Below are 21,839 nucleotides of genomic sequence, written 5' to 3' on the forward strand. Positions count from 1 at the left end.
TTCGTTGGGCCCGGACTACCTGTCGGTCAGGAGAGTGCGAACACCCGCTCCGCGGTGCGGTGACTGATGTTCGCGCGCTGGGTTCCGGTGAGCGGGGCGTCCCTGAGGAAGGCGACCGCGTGCCCTGGGTCCTCGTACGGGGTGTCGATGGCGAACATGATGTTGTCGTCGCCGACCGCGCGAAGTCCGAGGCCGAGGACGTCCGCGTCGTCGATCCCGCTCGTGGTGAGGACGAAGTTGCGCCGGAAGTACTCACTGGGCGTGAGGTCCAGTTTCGGCATGGGAGTGGCAGCGCCCGAGACCTGTTGCGCGAACGCGTGCCGGTTGTCGATACGCCGGAGCCAGAACGGGATGCCTTCGCCGAGATGCCCGAGCACGATGGTCAGGTCCGGGTTGCGGTCCAGGGTGCCGCTGAGGATGAGCCGCATGGCGTGCAGCCCGGCTTCGGCCTGGTAGCCCCAGATCGCTCCCGACATGCCGTGGTCCAGGTATGGACCGCCCATGCTGGGTATCCGCGGGTGGAGGTAGATGGGTGCCCGGTTGGCTTCGGCGGCGTCGAGCAACGGGGCGAAGAACGGTTCGTCGAGGTACCGCCCCTCCGTATGCGAGTTGATCATGATGCCGCTCAGGCCGAGCGGTCCCGTGATCCGCTCGATCTCCTCGGCGGCGGCTTTCGGATCCTGCGGGGCGACCGTGCCCAGACCGGCGAATCGCGCCGGTCGCTGTCGCACGATGGTGGCGAGGGAGTCGTTGAACTCGCGGGCGAGCTCCGCGGCGACCGCGGCCGGGTACGGCTGGACCCCGGGCGGGTTGAGGCTGAGCACCGCCATGTCCTGGCCAAGAGCGTCCATTTCCTTCACGCGCGCGTCGAGGTCGACAAGCCGGGACCGCATGGGTTCGGCCCGCTCGACACCACGCATGAGCACCATCTCGGTGCGGTCGCCCGGTAGCACCTCGGTTTCGTGCGCGGCCCGCAGGAAGGTCGCGGTGGTGAAGTGCTCCTCGACAGCGATGACACGGTTTCCGGCGATCACGGTCCCACTCCTTCGGATCAGGACACGCGGCGGTACACGGTCACGACGGCAGCTCCACCGAGCCCGAGGTTGTGCTGGAGAGCCGCGTCGGCGCCCTCGACCTGACGCCTGCCGGCATCCCCGCGCAGCTGCCAGGTCAGCTCGGCGCACTGGGCGAGACCGGTGGCGCCCAGGGGATGCCCTTTCGCGATAAGGCCGCCCGATGGGTTGACGACCGGCCCGTCGCCGCCGTAGGTGGTGGCCGCACGCTCGACGAGCAGGTGCCCCTTCCCCTCCTCCGCGAACCCGAGCGCCTCGTAGGTGATCACCTCGTTCGTGCTGAAGCAGTCGTGCAACTCGCACACATCGACGTCCTCAGGCCCGATGCCGGCCTCGCGGTAGGCGCGATTCGCCGCCTCCCGCGACATGTGGGAGCCCACGATGCGCATGCAGTCGGTATCGTCGCTGAAGCTCGACTCGAGGTCGGTGACCATGGACTGGCCGGTGATCTCGACCGCCCGGTCCCAGCAGTGCGCGCGTTCGACGAAGCGTTCGGAGACGATCACCGCGGCGGCCGCGCCATCGGAGGTGGGCGAGCACTGGAGCTTGGTCAGTGGATCGTAGATCGTCCGCGAGTCGGCGATCTCGTCCATTGTGTACTCTTTTTGGAACTGAGCGTACGGGTTGTCGACCGAGTGTTTGTGGTTCTTCCAGGCCACCCAGAGGAAATGATCGGGTGTCGAGCCGTATCGGGCCATGTGGTCGCGGCCCGCGTTCCCGAACATCTCGGGGCCGAACGGCACGGCCTCGCGAGGATGGATCTCCGCCATCCGGTCGAGGTGACGCCCGAGCGGGTTCGTCCGGTCCGTGTACATGGCGGCGAGCGAGCCGGGCTTCATCTTTTCGAACCCGACCGCCAGCGCGCAGTCGGCAACGCCGTGCGCGACGGCTTGGCGAGCCAGGAAGAGCGCTGTGGACCCGGTCGCGCAGTTGTTGTTGACGTTGACGACCGGGATACCCGATACGCCGAGTTCGTAGACGGCTCGCTGGCCGGCTGTGGAGTCACCATAGACGTAGCCGGCGTAGGCCTGCTCGACCTGTTCGTAGCTCACCCCGGCGTCCCCCAGCGCGGCCGTCGCCGCCTCGCGTACCCAGTCCGGGTAGTCGCCCGGCTTGGTCCCGGGCTTCTCGAACTTCGTCAGGCCGACCCCGATCACGAAAGTGCGCATCATCCCATCTCCTGCCGGTCCCATGCGTCCTGAATTCCGATCTCTCTGAGGGAGTACTTCTGGAGCCGTTGTGTCGCGGTCTTCGGCAGCCGCTCGACGAGCCGGACGTAACGGGGCACCATGAACGCGGCCATCCGTTCCTCGCAGAACTCGATGAGCTCAGCGCAGTCGAGGTCGTCTCCGTTCTGGACGACGACAACCATGACGTCCTCCTCCCCCAGTTCGGAGGGAACTCCGATGACCGCACTCTCCCGCACCGACGGGTGCGCGTTGACGATCCGCTCGATCTCGAAGGAAGAGATGTTCTCGCCGCGCCGGCGAATGGAGTCTTTGAGCCGGTCGAGGAAGACGACGTACCCGTCCGCGTCGCGGCGGCCGCGGTCCCCGGTGTGGAACCAACCGCCGTTCATCGCCGTGCGCGTCGCCTCCTCGTTCTTGTAGTAGCCCAGGAAGATCGTGGCCGGTCGTTTGCTGCGGATCGCGATCTCTCCCGGTTCTCCGTCTGGCTGTGTCATGCCGTCCGGTCCGACGATCTTGACCTCTGACCAGCTCGTCTCCTTTCCGATCGTGCCGACTCTGATGTCCTCGGGAGGGTTGGCCAGGCAGAATGTCGCGCTCTCGGTGAGCCCGTAGATCTCGAGGATCGTGAGGTCGAACCGCTTCTCGAAGCGACGCCAGAGCTCCGCGGGCGCGGCCCCGCCGATCGCGAGCCGGAGCGGGTTCCGTGCGTCGTCGGGGCGCTCAGGCTGTTTGTAGAGCATGGTCAGCATGGCCCCGATGTAGTTGAACACCGTCGCGTTGTGCTCTCGAATGTCGTCGAAGAACCCCGATACCGAGAAGCGCGGAGCCACCACCATGGGCCGTCCCGAGACCAGCGAGCCGACTACGGTCAGCGACTGCGCGTTCGCGTGAAAGAGCGGAAGGCTCGTGTACAGGACGTCGTCCTGCCGGATCCGCACGTACCGCCGGGTGAACTCGTGCGCCGCGACGGCGAAGGAGTTGTGGCAGTTCATCACGCCCTTGGGCAGTCCCGTGGTGCCCGAGGTGTACAAAATGGACGCGAGGTCGGCCGGTTCCACCGCGCCGGGCTTGGCAGCAGGATGGGCGCCGGTCAGCAGTGCGGTCAGAGATCCGTACCCGGACGGTCGATCGTCCTCACCGCGGACATATCGGTGCCGTGGCCCGCGGCCGACGGGGACCGCGGCGCTCAGCTTCTGCACCAACGGTTCGTCCACCGCGATGAACTCGGCCTCGCTGTGCTCGACGATGTAGCGCAAGCCGTCGCCCCGCAGCCCGGTGTTGATCGGAACGAACACGGCACCGAGAAGGGATGCCCCGAACCAGATGTCGAGGAGCTCGGTGGAGTTGGGAAGCAGCGTGGCGACCTTGGCTCCCCGCTCGATCCCCAGGGACGCCAGCGCGGCCGCCGCTTGTTCGGCCGCGGCGAGCATCGCCGCGAAGGTCCGGGTCTCCCGGTCGAACGTCAGGCACCGGGATCCGGGGCTCAGCTCCGCCCGGGCGCGAAGGATGTCCGGGAGGGTTGTCGCCTCGCCCGGGTCACCGACGTACCTCACGGCTGTGCCCGCTCCGTCAGCTCGGTGTCGAGGCGGGCGACCAGCGCATCGAGCTGCGCCGCGGTCGCCGCGGTGCCGAAGAGGTAGCGGTCCGGCCGGATGACGATCGCGACCGTGTCGAGGCTCTTCAACCAGCTCTTCGACTCGTCGGAGTCCGCCACGATGACTTCGGCGTTCAGCGACCGCAACGTCGCCTGTGTCGCCTCGCCAAGCTGAGCGACGCAGTCCTCGGCGGCCACCACCGCGAACCGGTAGCCGGCCACATCGTCGATGCGCTGACCGCTCGCCAGTCTCGGTTGCGCGCTCAGCCGTCCGGCGAACTCGTCGTCGCCGGCCCAGATGCCGGCCCCGAGCTGCGGGCGCAGAGTCTCGCGCTCCGTGACAGGCACGTCGGCGCCCTCCTCCGGCGCCTGCGGTTGCATCGCCTCGATCTCGTTCGCCATCTGCGCCGCGAGCTTGACGAACTCGGTCATGTGCGGCTTGCGTTCCGTCTCGTAGGTGTCCAGGATTTCTCGCGGCGACTCACCTCGGACGACCCGCCCGAGCTTCCACGCGATGTTCATGGCGTCCCGGATGCCGGAGGCCATGCCCTGGCCGAGATGCGGCGGCATCTCGTGCGCGGCGTCTCCCGCCAGGAAAACGGCCCCGGACCGCCACGGCTCGGCGACCACGGCGTCCCACTCGTAGACGTCCGCGCGGAGAACCCGGTACTCGTCCGCGCTCAGCCACGGCGACAACAGCTCGTACACATGATCGAGCCGCTCGAACGCCGCCGTGTCATCGTCGTGGCGAAGTAGCTGCTCGAAACGCAGCAGCGGTTCCGCGGTGGCGAGGAAAGTCAACGGGTTTCGAATTCCGCCCTGGATGAACGCGTCGCGCCCGGCGAGGCTCTCCTTCTGCACGAAAGGCAGGATGTCTACGATCAGCGAGCGATGCGTTGCCCCGTAGTCGGTCTGCGTGCAACCCAGCTGCTCGCGCACGAACGAATTCGCGCCGTCACAACCGACGAGGAACGACGCCGTGAGTTCATGTTCCTCGCCTGTCGCCCTCTCGCGCAGCCGAACCCGTACGCCGTCGGCGGAGCTGGTCAGCTCGATCGCGTCCCAGCCGAAGAAGCTGGTGGTTTCCGGATGGTTGTGCGCGTGCCCGCGCAGCACCGCCTCGAAGTCGGGCTGGTGGAACATGTAGTCCGAGTGCCAGCCTTGTTCCGTTATCCCTTTGTTGAAGGGGAATTCCATCACCGGCCGCCACTGCGGGTCATAGAACCGGTACACGCCCGAGAGCGAGAACCGCTCTTCGAGGTGCCCGAGGCCGAGCGTCTGGAAGGCACGCATCGTTTCGTCGTCAAGGTGTGTCGCGCGGGGAAACGCTCTGGGGACCCGAGCGGGGTCGATCGCGGCGATCCGCAGCCCTTCCATGGCCAGCAGCCGGGTCAGCGCCAGACCCGTGGTTCCGCATCCGATGACCGCTACATCAACGTCGTCGGTGGTGTGTCTGGTCATTTCCTCACCTCAGGTTTGCTCGTTCTTGGTGATGACGACGACCGAGGTCGTCACCGTCCGGGATTTCACGGCGTCGAGGAGCGGTGCTCCGTGGGTGTCGGCCACAGTCGCGATCAGTGCGCCGTCGTCGCGCAGGCAGCAGGCGATGGGCAGCAGTGGCGCGGTGGACACCGTCTCGTGGATCTCGCCTTCACCGGCTCGCACGATCGCCTGTGCGCTGGTCGTCGCCACCCACACGCCGTGCTCGGCGGGCCAGAGCCCGTCCGGGTGAGCTCCGGGGCCGACCAGCGCGGCCAGGTCGGCATAGGTTCGCCGGCCACCGAGCGTTCCGTCGGCGAGCACGTCGAACGCGGTCAGACATCGGGCCGCCGTCTGGGCCACGACCAGGGTCCGGCCGCCGTCGATGAGCGCGAGCCCATTCGGGAACTCAACGTCCTCGGCCGCGACCGCGGCGCTGTGATCGGACCGGACCAGGATGATGCGACCCGGTACCGGCGCCTCGCCCGCGGCGGCGTTGAAGGCGACGTCGTCGACGTAGAGATTGCCCTGGGCGTCACCGATCATGTCGCCCAGCGGACCGGCCGCGATACCGCCGAGGTCCACATAGGACCGCCACTGGCCGTCTGCCCACTCCCCGACCCTGCGTTCGTGCGTCATCGCACCCACGAGCCGGCCGTCGGGCAGGAACCACAGCCCGTTGGACGGCGAGTCGAGACCGGCCGAACGCCATTCGCCGGAGGCGTCCGTCCACAGCCGCGCGCCCAGGGTGTCCGACAGCCACAACGCTCCGTCATGCCAGCGGGGGCCTTCGCCCCAGGCCATGCCCGTCGCGTACTGCCGCATGGTCATGGTGCGTCGTGTGCGCCGATCATCAGCGCCGCGAGGTCCTCCGGTTCGATGAAGGACGGCGGGAGCGGCGGCCCCCAGCTCAGGAAGCTGTGCGCGCGGGTCCCGTCCCAGACGCTGGGCTTCCACAGCGCGTCGTCGACGACGCAGTCGAGGTCCGAGTAGTACTCGCAGAAGTTGCCTGCCGGATCCCGGAGATACCAGAAGAAGTTGGATCCGACGGTGTGCCTGCCGAGTCCCCACACGTGCCGCTCGGGATCGTTTTCCAGCATCTGCATGGCGCCCCGCCCGACCTCGTCCACGTCGTCGACCTCCCACGAGGTGTGGTGGACGAAGTTCACCGGCGCGCTCTGGATGAGAATGTTGTGATGATCGGTGGAACACCGCATGAAGGTGGCGACACCGGTGATCTCGTCGCTGACCTTGAGCCCGATACCGTCGGTGAAGAACCGCTGGCTCGCTGCCTGGTCGGTGGAGCCGATCACCACGTGACCGAGCTTGCGAGGACGAACGCGGCCTTCGCGGAGCACGCTCGGCGCCCGGGCCGCGCCGCGGTCGTCCCTGCCGGGTCCGTTGTACGGAGTCGCGGGCGCCGCCGGTTGTATCATCCGCGCCGTCACGGCGACCTCGACCCGGACACCGGTCGTCGGCTCAGCGGCCACCAGCCGATGGTCGTCGACGACCGCCTCGATGCCCAGGCGCGCCAGCCTGGAGGCGATGCCGCGTAGATCGTCGGGACTGTCGGCGCCGATCGACAGTTCGAGCAGCCGCCGCGTCGGCGCGTGCACGAGCCGCAGCTGGCGGCCACCGTCGCTCGTCGCGAACCAACCGCCGCCTTCCCTGGCCAGTCCGAATTCCTCGTAGTAGGCGCCGGTCTGTTCGAGCGCCGGTACCCCGATCGTGACCGAGTTGAGCCGGTGCAAGCTCATGACGCGCTCCTTTCCGCGGCGGCGACGAAGCTCTGCCGGATGCTTCCGATTCCCTCGATGTAGGAGACGAGCTCATCCCCTGGGGCCAGGAACTGTGGTGGTGTGCGGACGGCACCCACGCCCGCGGGCGTGCCGGTGAAGATCACGTCCCCGGGAAACAGCGTGGTGACCCGGGAGAGTTTCTCGATCAGGACATCGATGGGAAAAACCATGCCGGACGACCGCGCTTTCTGGACCGGCTCGCCGTTGAGCAGGCAGCCCATCTCCAGGTCGGCCGGGTCGGCGAGCTCGTCTGGAGTGACCAGATACGGCCCGGTCGGGCTGAACCCTGGAAACGACTTGCCGAGGCTGTACTGCGCCGGTGACCCCACCAGCTGCAGGCCGCGTTCGGACAGGTCCTGACCGACCGTCAAACCAGCCACATGTCCCCAGGCGTCACGGGCCGCGACGTGTCGGGCCGTCCGGCCGATCACGACGACGACCTCGACCTCCCAGTCCACCGTTCCCGGTGGTAGCTCGACCGCGGAGTCGGCCCCCGCGAACGAGGACACGTACTTCGTGAATACCGCCGGCTCCTCCGACACCGCCAGCCCGGCTTCCTCGATGTGATCGAGATAGTTCAGCCCGACGGCGAAGACTTGCCGCGGATGCGGCGAGGGTGCCCCCAGCTCCTCAGGCGCGAAGCCTGCCCGGTCCCCGGCCGCGGAAGCAGCCCAGTCCACAAGGTCGTCCCACTGCTCATACAACCCGGGAAAGTCACACCCGATGCGGTGCCCGCTCGCCTCGTGGATATCGATGCCTTCAGCATCACCCGTGATCAACCACGGCCGTCCCCGAACGTTTCCGATGCGCAACGTCGCTCCTTTGCTGTCGCTGCTTCGTTGGGTGACAGCCACTCTGCGTGGCGCAGATTCTCATGTCAAGCAAAGTTTCAAAAGTTTTGCCGATCGTCGCAGACCGGGTAAGGTTTCACGCATGGTGAAGCGGGGCGGGTCCGGCACCCGGGCGACCGAGGCATACGAGCGGCTGCGGCAGGACATCTTCATGGGGCGGTTGGAGCCGGGACAGCGGCTCAAGTTCCCCGCGTTGTGCGCCGAATACGAGACGAGTGCGGGGGTCCTCCGTGAAGCACTCACCAGACTGGCGGCCGAACGGCTGGTCACACCGCAGCCCCATCAGGGGTACGCGGTCGCATCGTTGTCCGTGGGCGAACTGACCGATCTCACGGCGGCACGCGTGGAGCTCGAAGCGCTCACGTTCCGGCAGTCGATGATCTCCGGCGACGACCGGTGGGAGGCCGAGGTGGTGGCCGCCCACCACCTGCTGTGCCTCCGCGAGCGCGAAGCCGAGGGCGGCGTACGCGGGGACGCCTGGTATCTCGCGCACGAGGCGTTCCACGCCGCGCTCGTGTCGGGCTGCGGCAACAGGCGCCTCATCGCGATCGCCCAGGGCTTGCGCGCCGAGACGGAGCTGTACCGGCGCTGGGCGGCTCCCTTGAATGCCGAGCACGATCGTGACCCGGCCGCCGAACATCAGGCTCTCGCCGATGCCGCCCTCGCCCGTGACGTCGACCGGGGCGTGACACTGCTGCGCGATCACATCGCGTTCACCACGCAGATGCTGCTGAGCCGGCTGGGCGCCGATGATGCGCCCGAGTTCTCCGCAAACTAGAGCGCCGGGCGGCGCTCGCCCTTCGCGGTGAGCGCCGCCGCCACGAACGAGGCGACGAGGGGACGGCGGTCCAGCTCTGCCCAGGCCAGGACGACCTGGCTGGCGGGGGCGTCGGCGACCGGGACGCAGACGATTCCCGGCGGCACGGGTTCGACCAGAGAGCGCGGCAGCATCGCGATCGTGCGGCCGAGCGCGATCAGCTGAATCAGCTGGGGCACGTCCACCAGCTCCGGCCCGGTTCCGCCGCCGGGCACGCCTTTCCAGCGCGGCATCGTCTCGTGCTCTAGGTCGGCCAGCCGCACCTCGTCGCGCGAGGCCAGCCGGTGATCGGCTGGGAGAATCGCCACGCGGTCCTCGACATGGAGCGCCTCATACGCCAGCCCCGTGAGGTCGTCGAACGGCGCGTACAGGAGTGCCAAGTCGGCCCGGCCGTCGCGCAGATAGTCAGCGCGGTCGGTGGCACCACCGAAGAGGATGTCGACCCGGCGGGCATCAGGCTGCTGGGCGTATGCGGTGAGTATCCCCGACAGCAGGTTCGCGTCGCCGCCGGGCTTGATCACCAGCCGCAGCTGCGCGTCGGCGTCACCAGCCTGCCGCGCCTGCTGTACCGCGACGCTGACGGCGTTCAGCGCGTGGCGGCCGTGATACAGCAGGGCTTCTCCCGCCGCCGTGAGCGAGACTCGTCTGCTCGAACGCAGGAGTAGCTGCACCCCCAGCCGCTCCTCGACGCGCCGGATCGCTTTGGACAGCGCCGGCTGAGCGATCGACAAGCGGACCGCGGCACGACCGAAATGCAGCTCCTCCGCGACGGCGACGAAGTAGACCAGCTCGCGCGTTTCGACCTCAATCATGCCTCCAGGTTATCGCTGGATGGCGAACCGGTCTTGGACTCCGCACGGCCGTCACTGCTTGAATCGGTTCGTGCTCAACCACACGATGATTGTCTCCTTCGACCAGCCCATCCCCGATATCGAGCTGGATCAGTACCTGAAAGACATCGAAAATCTGATGCTGGGCTCCGGCCACGTCCAGACTTTCTCGGCCCGGCGCCACATCCGCGTGCCCACGGACGACCACAGTCCCGTCTTCGTCGCCAGCGCGATTGTTCAACTCGGAGTCGCCGACCTCGACGCGCTCAACGCGGTCTTCACGGTGCCCGGCGCCGAGGACCTCATCCAGCGCTGGCAGTCGCGGTATTCCTACAAGGTCGTCTGGATCAATCACGAGGCCCTGTCGTGAGGGACTTCGCGGGAAAAGTCGGGCTGGTCACTGGCGCCGGCAGCGGAATCGGCCGCGCGAGCGCGCTCGAGTTCGCCCGGCGCGGGGCCGCGGTCGGCGTGCTCGACCTGAACGAGCACGCCGCCGCCGAGACGGCACGACTCATCACCGAAGCCGGCGGCACGGCCCAAGCGATCACCGTCGACATCGGCGACGAACCATCCGTGCGGGCGGCCGTCGACCGGATCTCGGCGGCCTACGGTGGGCTGGACTTCGCCTTCAACAACGCGGGTGTTCCGTCCACCAACCGGCAGCTCACCGCCATGCCAAGCGACGAGTGGGAGCACGTCATCCGCGTCAACCTCACGGGCACGTTCCTGTGCATGAAGTACGAGCTACCCGCCCTCCGGCGCCGTGGCGGTGGTGCCATCGTCAATACCGCCTCCAACGGCGGGCTGTACGCGATCCCGCGCGCCCCGGCCTACGTCGCCAGCAAGCACGGCATCGTCGGACTCTCCAAGGCCGCCGCGGTCGACTACGCACCGGACAACATCCGCGTCAACGCCCTCTGCCCCGCCCTCACCCGCACGGAGATGTACGAGAGTGTCGCGGCAGGCACCGACATGACCGCCCAACAGGAAGCACTCACCCCACTCGGACGCCTCGCCATCCCGGACGAAGTCGCCGCCGCCGCGGTCTGGCTCTGCTCCACACAGGCTTCCTACGTCACCGGCATCGCCCTGTCGGTCGACGGCGGCCGGCGGGCATAAGCGTCGACAAGGTGTACGGCTGGCTCATCCTGCGGCGCTGCCTCGCCGGCCCCGGTCGGCCTCGTCACGTGGCCAGTCGGCCAGCCCCAGTTCGGCGGCCACGGGCTCGCCGACGCGGGCGATGTCCCAGTGCTCCAGCCGCAGGCGCCGCGGCACCCTGGTCAGTTCGTCCACAGTGGGCGGATCCTCCAGATAGTACCGCACCGTGTAGCCGGCGCTTCCGGCGTCGAGCAACGACAGCGCGGCACGGCACTTGGACCAGACCGGGTTGATCCAGACCTCCATGAACGAGGGTCCTCCGGTTCGGTGCGGGTCACGGGATCGTAGCCGTCGCGGGCAGCGACGTCGCCCGTCGTTGCGCCGCACGGTGTTCCACCGGCCGGATGCCTCGCACGCGCTTGAACGCCACGCTGAGCGCGTCGGCGTCGGTGTAGCCGACCCGGCGGGCGATCGCGTTCACCGTGTCGTCGGTGTGCTCGAGCAGGTCGGCGGCGAGGCAGATCCGCCAGCACGTGAGGTACGCCATGGGAGGCTCGCCGACCAGGTCGGCGAAGCGCCGGGCGAAGGTGGCGCGGGAGACCGCGGCCCTGCGGGCGAGTTCGCCGACGGACCAGGGATGTGCTGGATCGGCGTGCATCAGGCGGAGCGCCACGCCCGTCACGGGGTCGTGCTGCGCGTGGTACCACGGCGGTGCGTCCGACTCCGGGCGCGCGAGCCAGTCCCGCAAGGCCGTCACGAGCAGCAGCCCGAGGAGGTGGTCGAGGATGGCCTGCCTGCCGGGCCGCTCCTCGGCCAGTTCGGCGGTGACCAGCTCCAGCAGGTGGGTCACCGCGTCCGTGCGCACCACCAGCAGCGGCGGCAGTCCGCCGAGAATGCGGTCGCACAGGCTGCCCTCGGCGGTGAAGGTGCCCGTGAGCACTTCGGCGGAACCGTCGCCGCCCGCGTCGCCGAGGGCGTAGCGCTGGGTGCCGAGGGCGAGCACCACGGTGCCCGCCCGAAGGTCGGCGGGCGCGCCGTCGGCCGGGCTGAGCCGGGCCGCGCCCTGCGCGATCGCTAGCAGGGTCAGCGGCGCACCGGTCTCGAACTGCCGCGACCACGGCGGCGACACGGTCGTGCGCCGGAACGACGCCCCGCGGGGGCAGACGTCCCGCAGGAGCTGGGAGAGCGTGTCCATGGGAACCAGCTTAGACATGGAAACGCCTTATCGAGCTTTCCAGCGGTTGTTCGTCCAACTCGACGGCTGTTGGCTGGAGGGCGATGACAACGACACCGAAAACCACCCGCGAGGGCGTGGCCTTCGCGGAGCTCCGCCAGGACGTCGCCGCGATCATCGGCGACATCGGCTACTGCACGATGACCACGGTCGACCGGCACGGGCGCCCCCGCTCCCGCGTGCTGATCGCCGTGTGGGAGCTCGACCACGAGGTGCCGGTCGGCTGGCTCGGCACGTTCCCGACCCCGGTGAAGGTGGAGCACCTCGCGCACAACCCGCACGTGACCACCTCGTACTGGAGCCCCTCCCAGGACGTGGTCGCAGTCGACAGCGTGGCCGCGTGGACCGACGATCCGGACGTCTCCCGGCACGTCTGGGAGCTCTACCGGCGCGGCAGCCCGGCGGGCTGCGGCTACGACCCCGCCCGGTTCTGGCGTGGACCCGACGATCCGGGGTTCCGGGTGCTGCGGCTGGATCCGTGGCGGATCCAGGTGCTGCGCGGCCGCGACCTCGCGCGCGGCGTGCCCGCCCGGATCTGGCGCGGCGAGGAGCGGCCGTGAGCAGGCAGCACTGGGCCGAGGTCTTCGCCGCGGAGGCCACCGACAGCCCCGACGGCTCGGTCACCGAACATGTCCGGCGGTACCTGGCCACCGACGGGGCCGACGGCTACCTGGAGGGCGGGGCCACCAACCTCGTGCTCACCACCGTCGGCCGCACGAGCGGCACGCTGCGCCGGACGGGCCTGTTCTTCGGCAGCGACGGCGATCGCTACGTGCTGGTGGCCTCCGGCTCCCGGCCCACCGAGACGCACCCGCAGTGGTACCGCAACCTGCTGGTCCACCCCGAGGTGCACATCCAGGTGCGCGGCGAGCGGCTCGTCGCCCGCGCGCACACCGCCGAGGGAGCCGAGCGCGAACGGCTCTGGCGGCTCATGTGCGAGCTCGCCCCCGTCTACCGCACCTACTACCAACCGCGCACCAGACGGGTCATTCCCGTGGTGGTGCTCGATCCACTGTGGAGGCTGACATGAGAACTCTGACCGGACGATCGGCGGTCGTCACCGGCGGCACCCACGGCATGGGGCTGGCGATCGCGCGAGCGTTGCTCGACGACGGCGCCGAGGTGGTGGCCACCGGCCGCAACCGGGACAACGTCGGCAAGGCGCGCGCCGAGCTCGACTCGCCGCTCGCCCACGTCCTGCGCTCCGATGCCGCCGAGCTGACCGACATCGACGCACTCGCCGCCTACGTGCAGGAGAACCTCGGCGGGCTCGACTACCTGTTCGTCAACCACGGCATCGCCGAGATCCGGCCGTTCGACCAGGTCACCGAGGAGTCGTGGGACCGGCACTTCGCGGTGAACACCAAGGGGTCCTTCTTCACCGTGCAGCGGCTCGCGCCGCTCCTGCGCGACGGTGGTGCCATCGTGCTCACCACCGTGGCCAACGACTCGATCTTCCCGGGGCTGAGCGCCTACTCCGCCTCGAAGGAGGCGATCACGGCGTTCGCGCAGGTGCTCGCGGCCGAGCTGGCGCCACGGCGCATCCGGGTCAACACGCTCGCTCCCGGCTTCATCGTCACCCCGACGATGGGCGTCACCGGCCTGACCGAGGACGAACGAGCGGCGTTCATCGCACAGGGCAGCGAAACCACGCCACTCGGCCGCAACGGCACTCCCGAGGAGATCGCCACGGCGGCGTTGTTCCTGGCCACCGGAGCCACGTTCACCACCGGCGTCGAGCTGGCCGTCGACGGCGGCTACGCGCAGGGGCTCTGACCGGCGGGCTCGCCTCACGGCGACGGCCGGTCGACCTCCTCGATGCCGAGGTCCCGGCCGTCGCCGAAGGCGATCCGCAGCACCCGATCCCGGGTGGGCAGCACCTCGAAGAACCACAGCTCGACGTCGGCGTCACGGCCGCCCAGCGAGCGCACCGAGCGCTGCGCGGCCAGCAACTCCCCCACGTTCGTCTTCGCCATCGGCTCCCCGAGCAGGCCGACCACCTCGGCCCGCAACTTCAACCCGCTCTGCGCCATGGCGGGCCGCACGACCATCGCCGAGGTCGAGCAGCTCGTCGACGAGGGCGAGCTGGATCCCGACGAGATCCATCTTCCCGGCGTCTTCGTCGACCGGGTCGTCCCGCTCACCCCGGAGGACGCGGTGGACAAGAAGATCGAACGCTGACGGTGCGTGAGGGAGCCGGGCAGGTATGAGCCGCACCCGCGACGAGATCGCCGCACGGGCTGCCCGGGAACTCACCGAGGGCGCCTACGTCAACCTCGGTATCGGGCTGCCCACCCGCATACCCGGCCACGTTCCCCCAGGCCTGGACGTGTACTTCCACTCGGAGAACGGACTACTCGGCGTCGGCCCCTATCCGCACGCCGGGGAGGCCGACCCGGATCTGATCAACGCGGGCAAGGAGACGGTCACCCTCCGGGCCGGCGCCGCGGTGTTCGACTCGGCCCTGGGCTTCGGGATGATCCGCAGCGGCCGCATCGACCTGGCCATCCTGGGCGCCCTGCAGGTCTCCCGGCACGGCGACCTCGCGAACTGGGCCGTGCCGAAAGCCATGGTCACCGGGATCGGCGGAGCGATGGACCTCGTCCACGGCGCACGCAGGGTCGTGGTTGTCATGGAGCACGTGACCCGCGACGGCAAGCCGAAGATTGTCGAGGACTGCTACCTGCCGCTGACCGGTGCCCGCGTCGTGCACCGCATCATCACCGACCTCGCCACCATCGACGTCGAACCGGAAGGGCTGATCCTCCGCGAGCTCGCTCCGGTACCGACGTGGAGGAGGTGCTGGCCAGTACTGGCACGCACCTCGACATCGACCGTGCCGTGGAGCGCTGACACCATCTGAAACTGGAAAGGACACCGATGCGCACGCTTGTCGACATCTCCTCATCCCTGCGGAGCGGAATCGCCTCCGACCCTCCGGGGCTCACCCCCGACATCGAGTACCACTCGCACGCGCAGACGGCCGGGGACATGCTGGCGTTCTTCCCCGGCGCCACCGTCGACGATCTGCCGGACGGTGAGGGCTGGGCGTACGAGTGGGTGCGCATCACCACCCACAACGGCACCCACCTCGACGCGCCCGACCACTACTCCACAACCATGGACGGTGGCCAGCGCGCGGCGACCATCGACGAGATTCCGCTGGAATGGTGCCTGCAACCGGGGGTCAAACTCGACTTCCGGCACTTCCCCGACGGCTACGTCGCGACCGCGGCGGATGTCGAGGCCGAACTCAAGCGCATCGGGCACGAGCTCTCACCCCTGGAGATCGTCGTGGTCAACACCAGCGCCGGTGCCCGCTACGGCCACGACGACTACGTGTCCTCGGGCTGCGGCATGGGCCGTGACGCCACCCTCTACCTGCTCCAACGCGGCGTGCGCGTCACCGGAACCGACGCCTGGAGCTGGGACGCCCCCTTCGTGCACACCGCCGCCAGGTACGCCGCCGAGGGCGATCCGTCGATCATCTGGGAAGGACACCGGGCCGGCCGCGACATCGGCTACTGCCACCTCGAGAAGTTGCACGACCTGGACAAGCTTCCCGACAAGGGGTTCGAGATCTCCTGCTTCCCGGTCAAGGTGCACGCCGCGTCCGCCGGCTGGACCCGCGCAGTCGCCATCTTCGACTCCTGAGATCCGTGAGCTCCGGAGAAGCCGGGGGTTCCGTTTCTGCGGCAAGCCAAAAAACAGCGTGCCCTGTTGGTCATACGACCATAGATGCGGAGCTGTCGAACGGCGACCATGGTGGGGCCGAGCAGGCAGCATCGAGGCCGCCTGCGCTGAAGGCGGGCTGGAAGGTTCACATCGCCGTGAAATCAGATCTGCTGCACGTGCTGGTTCAGGCCCGTCCGCATCTGTCGTGCGCGATCGACCGTCCCATAGGCGGTGCCGATGACTCCGGTGCCGGTTCAGAGGAAGAGGTCGGTCCGCAGTTCGGTGTCGTCGGAGGCACTCCCCCGGTAGCGGGCGAGGTCGGTGACTCCAGAGGCGAGCAGCACCTCGTCGTCGATGAAGCAGTTGCCCGTGGCCTCGAGGGAGGACCGGCCCAGGATGATCACGGCCGCGTCCGCCATGATCTCGGGGCGGCGGGCTGCTTTCATGGCCTCTTCGCCGCCGACCAGGTTCTGCACCGCGGCGGTGGTGATGAGGGTGCGCGGCCACAGGCAGTTCGCGGCGACGCCGTCCGCTCGGTACTGCTCGGCAACACCCAGCGTCAGCATCGTCATCGCGTATTTGCTGACCGTGTAGGGGGCGTGCTCGGCGAGCCAGCGCCGGTCGGGGTTGAGTGGGGGCGACAACGTGAGGACGTGCGGGTTGGCCGATTCCTTCAAATGCGGCAGAGCCGCGGAGGTCAGGACGAAGGTGCCGCGAGCGTTGATGTCCTGCATCAGGTCGTAGCCCTTCGGGGACAGCTGCCCGATACCAGTCAGGTTGATGGCAGAAGCGTTGTTGACAACGATGTCGATGCCACCGAAGTGCGCGACGGTCTGTTCTACCGCGCGCGCAACGCCGTCGTCGTCGCGAATGTCGCCGACGATGGGCAGTGCCTCGCCGCCCGCCGTTTCGATGTCCGCGGCGGCCGTGTGGATCGTGCCCGGCAGGCGAGGGTCCGGCTCGTCGGTCTTGGCGATAAAGGCGATGTTGGCGCCCTCACGGGCGGCGCGGACGGCGATGGCCAGTCCGATTCCCCGGCTACCGCCGGACATCAGGATGGTGCGGCCGGCCAGCGGATACTGCTCGGACACGGGAAGTCCTTTCGAAGGTCAGGCTGGTGCGAGCGTGACGCCCGCGGACTCCAGCACTTCGCGCGACGCGCGTCGAGTGATCAGCGCAGGACTGCCGCCTTTCGACGCAAACGACCCAGGCTAGGCACGTGACGCGGGAACCTGGTTGGGTTCGCCGGGTGGTCGTGGTGGTCGAGCGGGCATCCCGAAGGCCAGCCCTGCTCCCGCGCCTGCTTGGTCGTCTCGGAGGCCAACCACTGCCGCGCGCCTGCCGCCTTGGCCCTATCGCGCAACATCTTCTTCGATGCCCCAGTCATTCGGCATCGAAAGTCACCACACTTGACACCGATACGCGGGACCTCAGCCCCGCGTATCGGGTCGAACCCACGATCTTAGGAGACCCCGAAACCGTAACAGTTCATCATGATCAGGGTTTGAGAATGAGCTTGCCCGTCGACGAACCGCTTTCGAGGAGACGATGTGCGTCGGCAGCGTCGGCCAGGGGCATGGTATGGATCGTGGGACCGGCGACGCTGCCCTCGGCGACCCAGCCGATCAGCCGTCCCAGACCGCCGGCCACAGCCTCGGCGCGCAGCGCGAACCATACGCCCAGGTTGAACCCGGTCAGTGACTGACCGGGTGCGGGGTCGTAGATCAGGGAAGTCAGGGCCTCACCATCGAGATGCTCTCCCAAACCAGCGACCGCTCCGTAGGTGATCAGTCGACCGAAGGGCGCGAGCGCCGCCAGCGTTGTCGGGAGGTGTTTCGGACCGACCATCTCCAGGCCCACGTCGACGCCCTTGCCAGCGGTCAACTCACGAACCTGATCCGGCCAGTTCGGCTCCTGGTAGTCGATAGCGTGGTGAGCGCCGTGCTTCAGGGCGATCTCACGTTTCGCCGGGGTCGACGCACCGGCGATGATCGTGCCGGCGCCAAGCACCTTCGCGACCTGGACAGCGTAGCTACCCACCCCGCCCGCGGCAGCCGGGACGAAAACGGTCTCGCCCTCGGCTAGCTTGGCTGCTTCAGTCAGGATCAGTGTCGCGGTCAACCCGACAGCCAACAGGCTGGCCGCCAGATCGGGATCGACCCCAGGGGGAAGTGGAATCACGTTGGTCTGGTGTGCCACCGCGCACTCCGCATAACCACCGTTGGAGTAGGGGCCTACTGATCCGAACACCGGTGTCCCGGGCTCGAATGCCGTGACACCCTCGCCGACGCTGGCGACGGTACCTGCGACCTCGGCGCCCGGAGTGAATGGCAGCGGCGTCGGATCAGGGTACCGATCGCCACGCCGACGTGCGACGTCCGCGAAGTTCACCGCGGCCGACTGGACGCGGATCACCACCTCGCCGGGCCCGGGAACCGGGTCTGGGAGCTCGACGTACTTCAGCACGTCGGCCGTACCGGTCTCAACCATCTGGATTGCCTTCATGGGCATACTCCTCTTCGCGTTCATGTCGACTACGTGGCCAAGCCGGGACAATATGTGGCTAGCCACATAGTATGTCAACGTCCCTCGCGCCCATTCATTCCAGGAGGTACCAGTGCGATCGAATCCGTCACCGTTCGAGGCCATCCGGCGCACCGACACCGTGAACCGAGCACCGATCGCCTTCGGCCTGTTCGCCTTGTCCCGCGTGTTTCACGGATATGGTGCCGAGATGCTTCTCGACCTGGGCCTACATCCCGGACAAGAGCTTATTCTGATGCAGCTCTACGACCGGGATGGTCAGACTCAGACCGAGCTGCAGCAGGCCCTCGGACTGGATCACTCGACGATCTCGCGGGCCATCAAACGCATGCAGCATAGCAATCTGGTCGCTCGAGCGGCCTCCGACCGCGATCGCCGCGCCAAGGAGGTGTGGCTAACCGACAAGGGAGCCGCCTTGCGAACACCTCTCGAACGGCTGTGGATGTCGCTCGAGCGCGGCATCGAAGAAGCCATCCCTCCTAGTAGGCGAGCGGAATTCATCCGGACCATCACCAAACTCGAGCAGGTCTACACCGCCGCACGCCTCGCCCGGGACCGATAGCTGTGCGGTGCCGCAGCCGCGGACTCATCACGCAGCGCCACCAGAGATGACGCCGACCTACGGTTGTTCTCGCCGTGCGGACATGGCGGTCGCTCGGTGGCGAAAGTCTGGCTCTATCCAGCAGAGCAGTCCCGTCATGTTTGCGACCTGGCCCGGCACGCCCAGACGGCGACGGCCTTCCACGGGCGGCGGGCATCACGGGATACAAGCCCGGGTCCTCCGGACGACAGATGAATTACTTGGCAGTTCTCACCCTGCCGCCGCAGACCCATCCACTTCGCGAGGCTCCGCACGCCGGCATCAACGTCAGGCCCCGCAACACGCAGTGGTGGAGCTCAGATTCGCATCAGCTGCTCTGCGTTCCGGTGAGCGATCGCATGGCGCTGGTCGTCGTTGAGGTCGGCTTGGACCAGGAAGTCCGACACATCGTCACGCACGAGGTAAGGGAAATCTTCGGAGTGGACGATCCGATCGGCCCCTACTTCAGCGAGCATGTACCTCATCTGATTCTGGGAGTACATGCCTGATGGCGTAATCCATACGTGGTCGCGGTAGTAGTCACTCACTTTACGTTCGAGGTGCTTGGTCAGCTCGAACGTGACGTCGAGGCGGTCGAGCCAGCCCCCGGCGAACTCGCCCCAGTGACCGCTCAGCAATTTCAAGTTGGGATGGCGGTCTAGTGCTCCCGACAGAACGAGTCGAAGTACGTGGATCCCTGCTTCCATATGCCAGCCGAAGGCATGGGCGGCAAACGTGAACTGAACCGAAGCCGGCCAGTTTCCAGCGTAGTAGGTAGACAACGTGGGGTCGTTCGGCATGCCAGGGTGGATGTAGATCGGGAGGTCAACGTCTTCTGACGCGGCCAGGATCGGGTCGAAGCGCTCGTCGTCCAGGAAGCGTCCGCCGCACGTTCCCGTGATCAGGGTTCCCACGAAGCCGAGTTCGTTCACGCATCGCTTCAGCTCGTCAGCTGCCGCGGCCGGATCGTGCAAGGGGACGGTGGCGAACCCCCGGAATCTCGTGGGGTGCTCTGAGATCTGCTGTGCAAGACGGTCATTGACCCGCCGGCAGAGTTCTACGGCCTCTGGTCGATCAAGGTTGTTAGGACTGAAAGCTCCATGTGACACGACCTGGATGTCGATTCCAGCCTTGTCCATGTGGGCGAGCCGACTGCCGCCAAGCTGCTCGGCCGAATCCCGTTCGGGCATAAACTCTTCCTGCATGAAGCTGGCGAACCCTTCATCGGGCTCCACGGGTATAGGTCCCGATAGCCTCCGCACTTGGGCGCTGACCTCGGGATGATGGAAGTGTTCCTCGACGGTGATGACACGCAACGATTCCATGGTTGATAGAATACTCCATAAAGTTGATAGTGTAAACAAACTTGGGGCCGCCGAAGCGACACAGACCAAGCTGTCGCCGACATCGGCTATGTCATTCTCGAGAACGCCGGAACGTAGGAGGAAAGATTCATGTCAGCTGCATCGTCACGCCGCGGCGGCAAACTGGCAAAGTCAACAGAAACGTCGCAGCGAGGCGCCGCCACCCGAGACGCGATCTTGGAGACTGCCATCGATTGTTTCGCGCGCTCTGGCTACGAAGGTACATCCATGGCCGCCGTTGCGCGCAGCGCCGGCGTCGCGCAGCCACTGATGCATTACTACTTCACTTCAAAGGACGATCTCTGGCGAGCCGCGATCGGCAAGGCATTCAGCGAGATGCTGGTGCAGCAAGAAATGAATCATGAACTCAAAGAGCTAGATCCCGTATCGGCATTGCAGGTCCTGATCCGACGACACATCTCCTTTCTCGCCAGACACCCCAATGTCGCGCCATTGCTTGCGAGCGAAACCCAATTCGCCACGGACAGGGTCCACTGGCTGACCGACACCTTCATCGCCCCCTTGGAAAACCACCTCGCGAAGCTCATCAAGCTCGGTCAGCAGGAAGGTAGAATTCGCGACGATCTTCCGCTCCCCTTCGTTACGCGCTTCATCGTCGGCAGCGCTTCAATGTTCTTCACGACAGGTGCATTGATGGAGCGCATGTACGATATCGATACCGCGGACCCAGATGCCGTGGAGAACTACACGAAGGTCGCAATTGACCTGACGTTGCGGGGGTTGTTGACTGCCGAGCAGCGTTGATCACGATAGCGGCGCAGGCGGCTCAGTGATCGACTGGTACGTGGCCACACGGTTACTCAGCGTGCCGACGCCCTCCACCATGACCTCGACGACATCGCCGGGCTTGAGGAAGCGGCCCGCCGCCGCCCCAATCCCAGAGGGCGTGCCCGTGCAGATCAAATCTCCCGGTTGCAGTGTGACCATCCGCGAGACCGCCGACACGAGGTTCGGGATCCCGAAGATCAAATCGGTGGTTCTGCCATGTTGTTGAGTCTCTCCGTTCACGGTGGTTGTCAGGCCGATGTCCAAAGGCAACGAGAATGACTCCATCGTCACGACTGCCGGACCGATCGGCTTGAACGTGTCCATCGCCTTCGAAAAGCCAAGACCCGGTGACCCTGCCTCCGCGAGAGCGGCCGCCTGCAGATCTCGAGCCGAGACGTCGTTGACGCACGTGAGTCCTCCGATGAAACTCCAGGCGTCTTCGACTGGCACATTGTACGCAGCGCGTGCAATCACTACCCCGACCTCACCTTCGTAGTCGACGAAGTCCGGCGCCGCCGGCGGAAGCACGATCTGGTCACCGGGCCCGACCACCGGGCCACCGTCAACACAGAAGAACGCCGGCTCTGCAGGAATCTCGGCACCGGTCTCCGCCGCATGGGCGCGATAGTTCAGGCCTACCACGACGATGCGGCACGGCCTGACGACTGGCGCAAGCAGATCGACTTCATCGAACGCGACGCGCGCCCGAACAGGCGCTGTCAAGGCTCGTTCCGTACCGGCTTCGAACAGAGCCGCTACGTCCGGATACGGCACGTCCAGTAACAGCAACCCATCTCCGTCGCCGCGAGCGAGCCCCTGAGACGTTCTGTAGAGGTGCATCTCTTCCCTGCCTTCCAAGCGGTTGGCAACCGCCGGTCTCCTGTATCGCCCGCCGTCCTCGGGCTTGACACCGGTATCGACC

At 67.2% G+C, this 21,839-nt stretch carries 25 protein-coding genes and 1 pseudogene; 11 read left to right on the forward strand and 15 right to left on the reverse strand.

Annotated elements, in window-relative coordinates:
- Window positions 1-26: 26 nt before the first annotated feature.
- The 7 genes from DI005_RS33680 to DI005_RS33710 are packed head-to-tail and all read right to left on the reverse strand — an operon-like array spanning window position 27 to window position 7,947.
- Window positions 27-1,034 carry an amidohydrolase family protein gene (locus tag DI005_RS33680; RefSeq protein WP_228714045.1) on the reverse strand — a complete coding sequence of 336 codons (1,008 nt, stop codon included), beginning with the start codon at window positions 1,032-1,034 and terminating at the stop codon, window positions 27-29.
- A gap of 17 nt (window positions 1,035-1,051) precedes the next feature.
- Window positions 1,052-2,245 carry a lipid-transfer protein gene (locus DI005_RS33685; RefSeq protein WP_112268455.1) on the reverse strand — a complete coding sequence of 398 codons (1,194 nt, stop codon included), beginning with the start codon at window positions 2,243-2,245 and terminating at the stop codon, window positions 1,052-1,054.
- Window positions 2,242-3,816: an AMP-binding protein gene (locus tag DI005_RS33690; RefSeq protein ID WP_113644774.1), complete on the reverse strand. Its 1,575-nt coding sequence runs from the start codon at window positions 3,814-3,816 to the stop codon at window positions 2,242-2,244. Before DI005_RS33690 ends, DI005_RS33685 begins: the two co-directional genes overlap by 4 nt.
- The gene (locus tag DI005_RS33695) at window positions 3,813-5,318 is read right to left on the reverse strand and encodes a bifunctional 3-(3-hydroxy-phenyl)propionate/3-hydroxycinnamic acid hydroxylase (protein ID WP_113644775.1); all 1,506 of its coding nucleotides are present in this window, start codon (window positions 5,316-5,318) and stop codon (window positions 3,813-3,815) included. The genes DI005_RS33690 and DI005_RS33695 overlap by 4 nt, the downstream gene beginning before the upstream one ends.
- 9 nt (window positions 5,319-5,327) lie before the next feature.
- Window positions 5,328-6,167: an SMP-30/gluconolactonase/LRE family protein gene (locus tag DI005_RS33700; protein WP_113644776.1), complete on the reverse strand. Its 840-nt coding sequence runs from the start codon at window positions 6,165-6,167 to the stop codon at window positions 5,328-5,330.
- Window positions 6,164-7,093, reverse strand: coding sequence for a VOC family protein (locus DI005_RS33705; RefSeq protein WP_113644777.1), 930 nt, complete (start codon window positions 7,091-7,093; stop codon window positions 6,164-6,166). Before DI005_RS33705 ends, DI005_RS33700 begins: the two co-directional genes overlap by 4 nt.
- Window positions 7,090-7,947 carry a fumarylacetoacetate hydrolase family protein gene (locus DI005_RS33710; RefSeq protein WP_113644778.1) on the reverse strand — a complete coding sequence of 286 codons (858 nt, stop codon included), beginning with the start codon at window positions 7,945-7,947 and terminating at the stop codon, window positions 7,090-7,092. The genes DI005_RS33705 and DI005_RS33710 overlap by 4 nt, the downstream gene beginning before the upstream one ends.
- Here DI005_RS33710 and DI005_RS33715 point away from each other — a divergent pair.
- Window positions 7,940-8,764, forward strand: coding sequence for a GntR family transcriptional regulator (locus DI005_RS33715; protein ID WP_233520414.1), 825 nt, complete (start codon window positions 7,940-7,942; stop codon window positions 8,762-8,764). The genes DI005_RS33710 and DI005_RS33715 overlap by 8 nt on opposite strands.
- On the opposite strand, the gene DI005_RS33720 is transcribed toward DI005_RS33715, so the two are convergent.
- Entirely contained in the window at window positions 8,761-9,615 is an 855-nt protein-coding gene (locus DI005_RS33720; RefSeq protein ID WP_113644780.1) for a LysR family transcriptional regulator, read from the reverse strand. The two genes, DI005_RS33715 and DI005_RS33720, sit on opposite strands and share 4 nt — an antisense overlap.
- A gap of 70 nt (window positions 9,616-9,685) precedes the next feature.
- Here DI005_RS33720 and DI005_RS38775 point away from each other — a divergent pair, with 70 nt between their 5' ends.
- Window positions 9,686-10,003: a hypothetical protein gene (locus DI005_RS38775; protein ID WP_199543438.1), complete on the forward strand. Its 318-nt coding sequence runs from the start codon at window positions 9,686-9,688 to the stop codon at window positions 10,001-10,003.
- On the forward strand, window positions 10,000-10,752 hold the full coding sequence (locus tag DI005_RS38780) for an SDR family NAD(P)-dependent oxidoreductase (RefSeq protein WP_199543440.1): 753 nt from the start codon (window positions 10,000-10,002) through the stop codon (window positions 10,750-10,752). The genes DI005_RS38775 and DI005_RS38780 overlap by 4 nt, the downstream gene beginning before the upstream one ends.
- Before the next feature lie 24 nt (window positions 10,753-10,776).
- Here the strand turns inward: DI005_RS38780 and DI005_RS33730 are convergent, their stop codons facing one another.
- Together DI005_RS33730 and DI005_RS33735 are read right to left on the reverse strand one after the other, a co-directional pair.
- Window positions 10,777-11,037, reverse strand: a complete 261-nt coding sequence (locus DI005_RS33730) for an arsenate reductase (protein WP_199543443.1) — start codon at window positions 11,035-11,037, stop codon at window positions 10,777-10,779.
- 28 nt (window positions 11,038-11,065) lie between these two features.
- Window positions 11,066-11,944 (reverse strand): AraC family transcriptional regulator, encoded by an 879-nt coding sequence (locus DI005_RS33735; RefSeq protein WP_233520415.1) that lies wholly within the window; start codon window positions 11,942-11,944, stop codon window positions 11,066-11,068.
- A gap of 65 nt (window positions 11,945-12,009) precedes the next feature.
- Here DI005_RS33735 and DI005_RS33740 point away from each other — a divergent pair, with 65 nt between their 5' ends.
- Genes DI005_RS33740 through DI005_RS33750 form a run of 3 tightly spaced genes read left to right on the forward strand, consistent with a single transcriptional unit; the run spans window position 12,010 to window position 13,741 of the window.
- Window positions 12,010-12,525, forward strand: a complete 516-nt coding sequence (locus DI005_RS33740; protein ID WP_113644782.1) for a pyridoxamine 5'-phosphate oxidase family protein — start codon at window positions 12,010-12,012, stop codon at window positions 12,523-12,525.
- Entirely contained in the window at window positions 12,522-12,995 is a 474-nt protein-coding gene (locus tag DI005_RS33745; protein WP_112268414.1) for a nitroreductase/quinone reductase family protein, read from the forward strand. The genes DI005_RS33740 and DI005_RS33745 overlap by 4 nt, the downstream gene beginning before the upstream one ends.
- The gene (locus DI005_RS33750) at window positions 12,992-13,741 is read left to right on the forward strand and encodes an SDR family oxidoreductase (protein WP_112268412.1); all 750 of its coding nucleotides are present in this window, start codon (window positions 12,992-12,994) and stop codon (window positions 13,739-13,741) included. Before DI005_RS33745 ends, DI005_RS33750 begins: the two co-directional genes overlap by 4 nt.
- A 14-nt stretch (window positions 13,742-13,755) precedes the next feature.
- Here the strand turns inward: DI005_RS33750 and DI005_RS39325 are convergent, their stop codons facing one another.
- Window positions 13,756-13,998 (reverse strand): hypothetical protein, encoded by a 243-nt coding sequence (locus tag DI005_RS39325; RefSeq protein WP_233520422.1) that lies wholly within the window; start codon window positions 13,996-13,998, stop codon window positions 13,756-13,758.
- On the opposite strand from DI005_RS39325, the pseudogene DI005_RS39330 reads away from it, so the two are divergent.
- From DI005_RS39330 to DI005_RS33765, 3 genes and pseudogenes are all read left to right on the forward strand, one after another.
- Window positions 13,967-14,146: pseudogene (locus tag DI005_RS39330) on the forward strand (CoA-transferase); the annotation flags it as partial. The gene DI005_RS39325 and the pseudogene DI005_RS39330 overlap by 32 nt on opposite strands.
- A gap of 25 nt (window positions 14,147-14,171) precedes the next feature.
- Window positions 14,172-14,828 (forward strand): 3-oxoacid CoA-transferase subunit B, encoded by a 657-nt coding sequence (locus DI005_RS33760; protein ID WP_113644784.1) that lies wholly within the window; start codon window positions 14,172-14,174, stop codon window positions 14,826-14,828.
- Window positions 14,829-14,845: 17 nt separating this feature from the next.
- Window positions 14,846-15,619: a cyclase family protein gene (locus DI005_RS33765; RefSeq protein WP_112268408.1), complete on the forward strand. Its 774-nt coding sequence runs from the start codon at window positions 14,846-14,848 to the stop codon at window positions 15,617-15,619.
- A gap of 275 nt (window positions 15,620-15,894) precedes the next feature.
- Here DI005_RS33765 and DI005_RS33770 read toward each other — a convergent pair whose 3' ends face one another.
- Window positions 15,895-16,731: an NAD(P)-dependent oxidoreductase gene (locus tag DI005_RS33770; RefSeq protein WP_113644785.1), complete on the reverse strand. Its 837-nt coding sequence runs from the start codon at window positions 16,729-16,731 to the stop codon at window positions 15,895-15,897.
- 406 nt (window positions 16,732-17,137) lie between these two features.
- Window positions 17,138-18,145: a zinc-binding dehydrogenase gene (locus tag DI005_RS33775; protein ID WP_112268404.1), complete on the reverse strand. Its 1,008-nt coding sequence runs from the start codon at window positions 18,143-18,145 to the stop codon at window positions 17,138-17,140.
- A gap of 112 nt (window positions 18,146-18,257) precedes the next feature.
- On the opposite strand from DI005_RS33775, the gene DI005_RS33780 reads away from it, so the two are divergent.
- The gene (locus DI005_RS33780; protein WP_113644786.1) at window positions 18,258-18,746 is read left to right on the forward strand and encodes a MarR family winged helix-turn-helix transcriptional regulator; all 489 of its coding nucleotides are present in this window, start codon (window positions 18,258-18,260) and stop codon (window positions 18,744-18,746) included.
- A gap of 335 nt (window positions 18,747-19,081) precedes the next feature.
- Here DI005_RS33780 and DI005_RS33785 read toward each other — a convergent pair whose 3' ends face one another.
- A complete protein-coding gene (locus DI005_RS33785; protein ID WP_112268400.1) occupies window positions 19,082-20,089 on the reverse strand; it encodes an amidohydrolase family protein in 1,008 nt (335 codons plus the stop codon).
- 129 nt (window positions 20,090-20,218) lie between these two features.
- Between DI005_RS33785 and DI005_RS33790 the strand changes: the two genes are divergently transcribed.
- Window positions 20,219-20,893, forward strand: coding sequence for a TetR/AcrR family transcriptional regulator (locus tag DI005_RS33790; protein ID WP_113644787.1), 675 nt, complete (start codon window positions 20,219-20,221; stop codon window positions 20,891-20,893).
- Here DI005_RS33790 and DI005_RS33795 read toward each other — a convergent pair whose 3' ends face one another.
- Entirely contained in the window at window positions 20,894-21,706 is an 813-nt protein-coding gene (locus tag DI005_RS33795; protein ID WP_158559938.1) for a fumarylacetoacetate hydrolase family protein, read from the reverse strand.
- Window positions 21,707-21,839: the final 133 nt, after the last annotated feature.

It is taken from the genome of Prauserella sp. PE36 (assembly GCF_003311655.1).
GTDB lineage: Bacteria > Actinomycetota > Actinomycetes > Mycobacteriales > Pseudonocardiaceae > Prauserella_A > Prauserella_A endophytica.

What these genes read in the sequence shown, in the direction of transcription:
- DI005_RS33685 (WP_112268455.1), bottom strand. Translation starts at nt 2,245, where the DNA reads ATGATGCGCACTTTCGTGATCGGGGTCGGCCTGACGAAGTTCGAGAAG.
- DI005_RS33695 (WP_113644775.1), bottom strand. Translation starts at nt 5,318, where the DNA reads ATGACCAGACACACCACCGACGACGTTGATGTAGCGGTCATCGGATGC.
- DI005_RS33700 (WP_113644776.1), bottom strand. Translation starts at nt 6,167, where the DNA reads ATGACCATGCGGCAGTACGCGACGGGCATGGCCTGGGGCGAAGGCCCC.
- DI005_RS33705 (WP_113644777.1), bottom strand. Translation starts at nt 7,093, where the DNA reads ATGAGCTTGCACCGGCTCAACTCGGTCACGATCGGGGTACCGGCGCTC.
- DI005_RS33715 (WP_233520414.1), top strand. Translation starts at nt 7,940, where the DNA reads ATGCGCAACGTCGCTCCTTTGCTGTCGCTGCTTCGTTGGGTGACAGCC.
- DI005_RS33720 (WP_113644780.1), bottom strand. Translation starts at nt 9,615, where the DNA reads ATGATTGAGGTCGAAACGCGCGAGCTGGTCTACTTCGTCGCCGTCGCG.
- DI005_RS33730 (WP_199543443.1), bottom strand. Translation starts at nt 11,037, where the DNA reads ATGGAGGTCTGGATCAACCCGGTCTGGTCCAAGTGCCGTGCCGCGCTG.
- DI005_RS33735 (WP_233520415.1), bottom strand. Translation starts at nt 11,944, where the DNA reads ATGTCTAAGCTGGTTCCCATGGACACGCTCTCCCAGCTCCTGCGGGAC.
- DI005_RS33740 (WP_113644782.1), top strand. Translation starts at nt 12,010, where the DNA reads ATGACAACGACACCGAAAACCACCCGCGAGGGCGTGGCCTTCGCGGAG.
- DI005_RS33750 (WP_112268412.1), top strand. Translation starts at nt 12,992, where the DNA reads ATGAGAACTCTGACCGGACGATCGGCGGTCGTCACCGGCGGCACCCAC.
- DI005_RS39325 (WP_233520422.1), bottom strand. Translation starts at nt 13,998, where the DNA reads ATGGCGCAGAGCGGGTTGAAGTTGCGGGCCGAGGTGGTCGGCCTGCTC.
- DI005_RS33760 (WP_113644784.1), top strand. Translation starts at nt 14,172, where the DNA reads ATGAGCCGCACCCGCGACGAGATCGCCGCACGGGCTGCCCGGGAACTC.
- DI005_RS33765 (WP_112268408.1), top strand. Translation starts at nt 14,846, where the DNA reads ATGCGCACGCTTGTCGACATCTCCTCATCCCTGCGGAGCGGAATCGCC.
- DI005_RS33775 (WP_112268404.1), bottom strand. Translation starts at nt 18,145, where the DNA reads ATGAAGGCAATCCAGATGGTTGAGACCGGTACGGCCGACGTGCTGAAG.
- DI005_RS33785 (WP_112268400.1), bottom strand. Translation starts at nt 20,089, where the DNA reads ATGGAATCGTTGCGTGTCATCACCGTCGAGGAACACTTCCATCATCCC.
- DI005_RS33790 (WP_113644787.1), top strand. Translation starts at nt 20,219, where the DNA reads ATGTCAGCTGCATCGTCACGCCGCGGCGGCAAACTGGCAAAGTCAACA.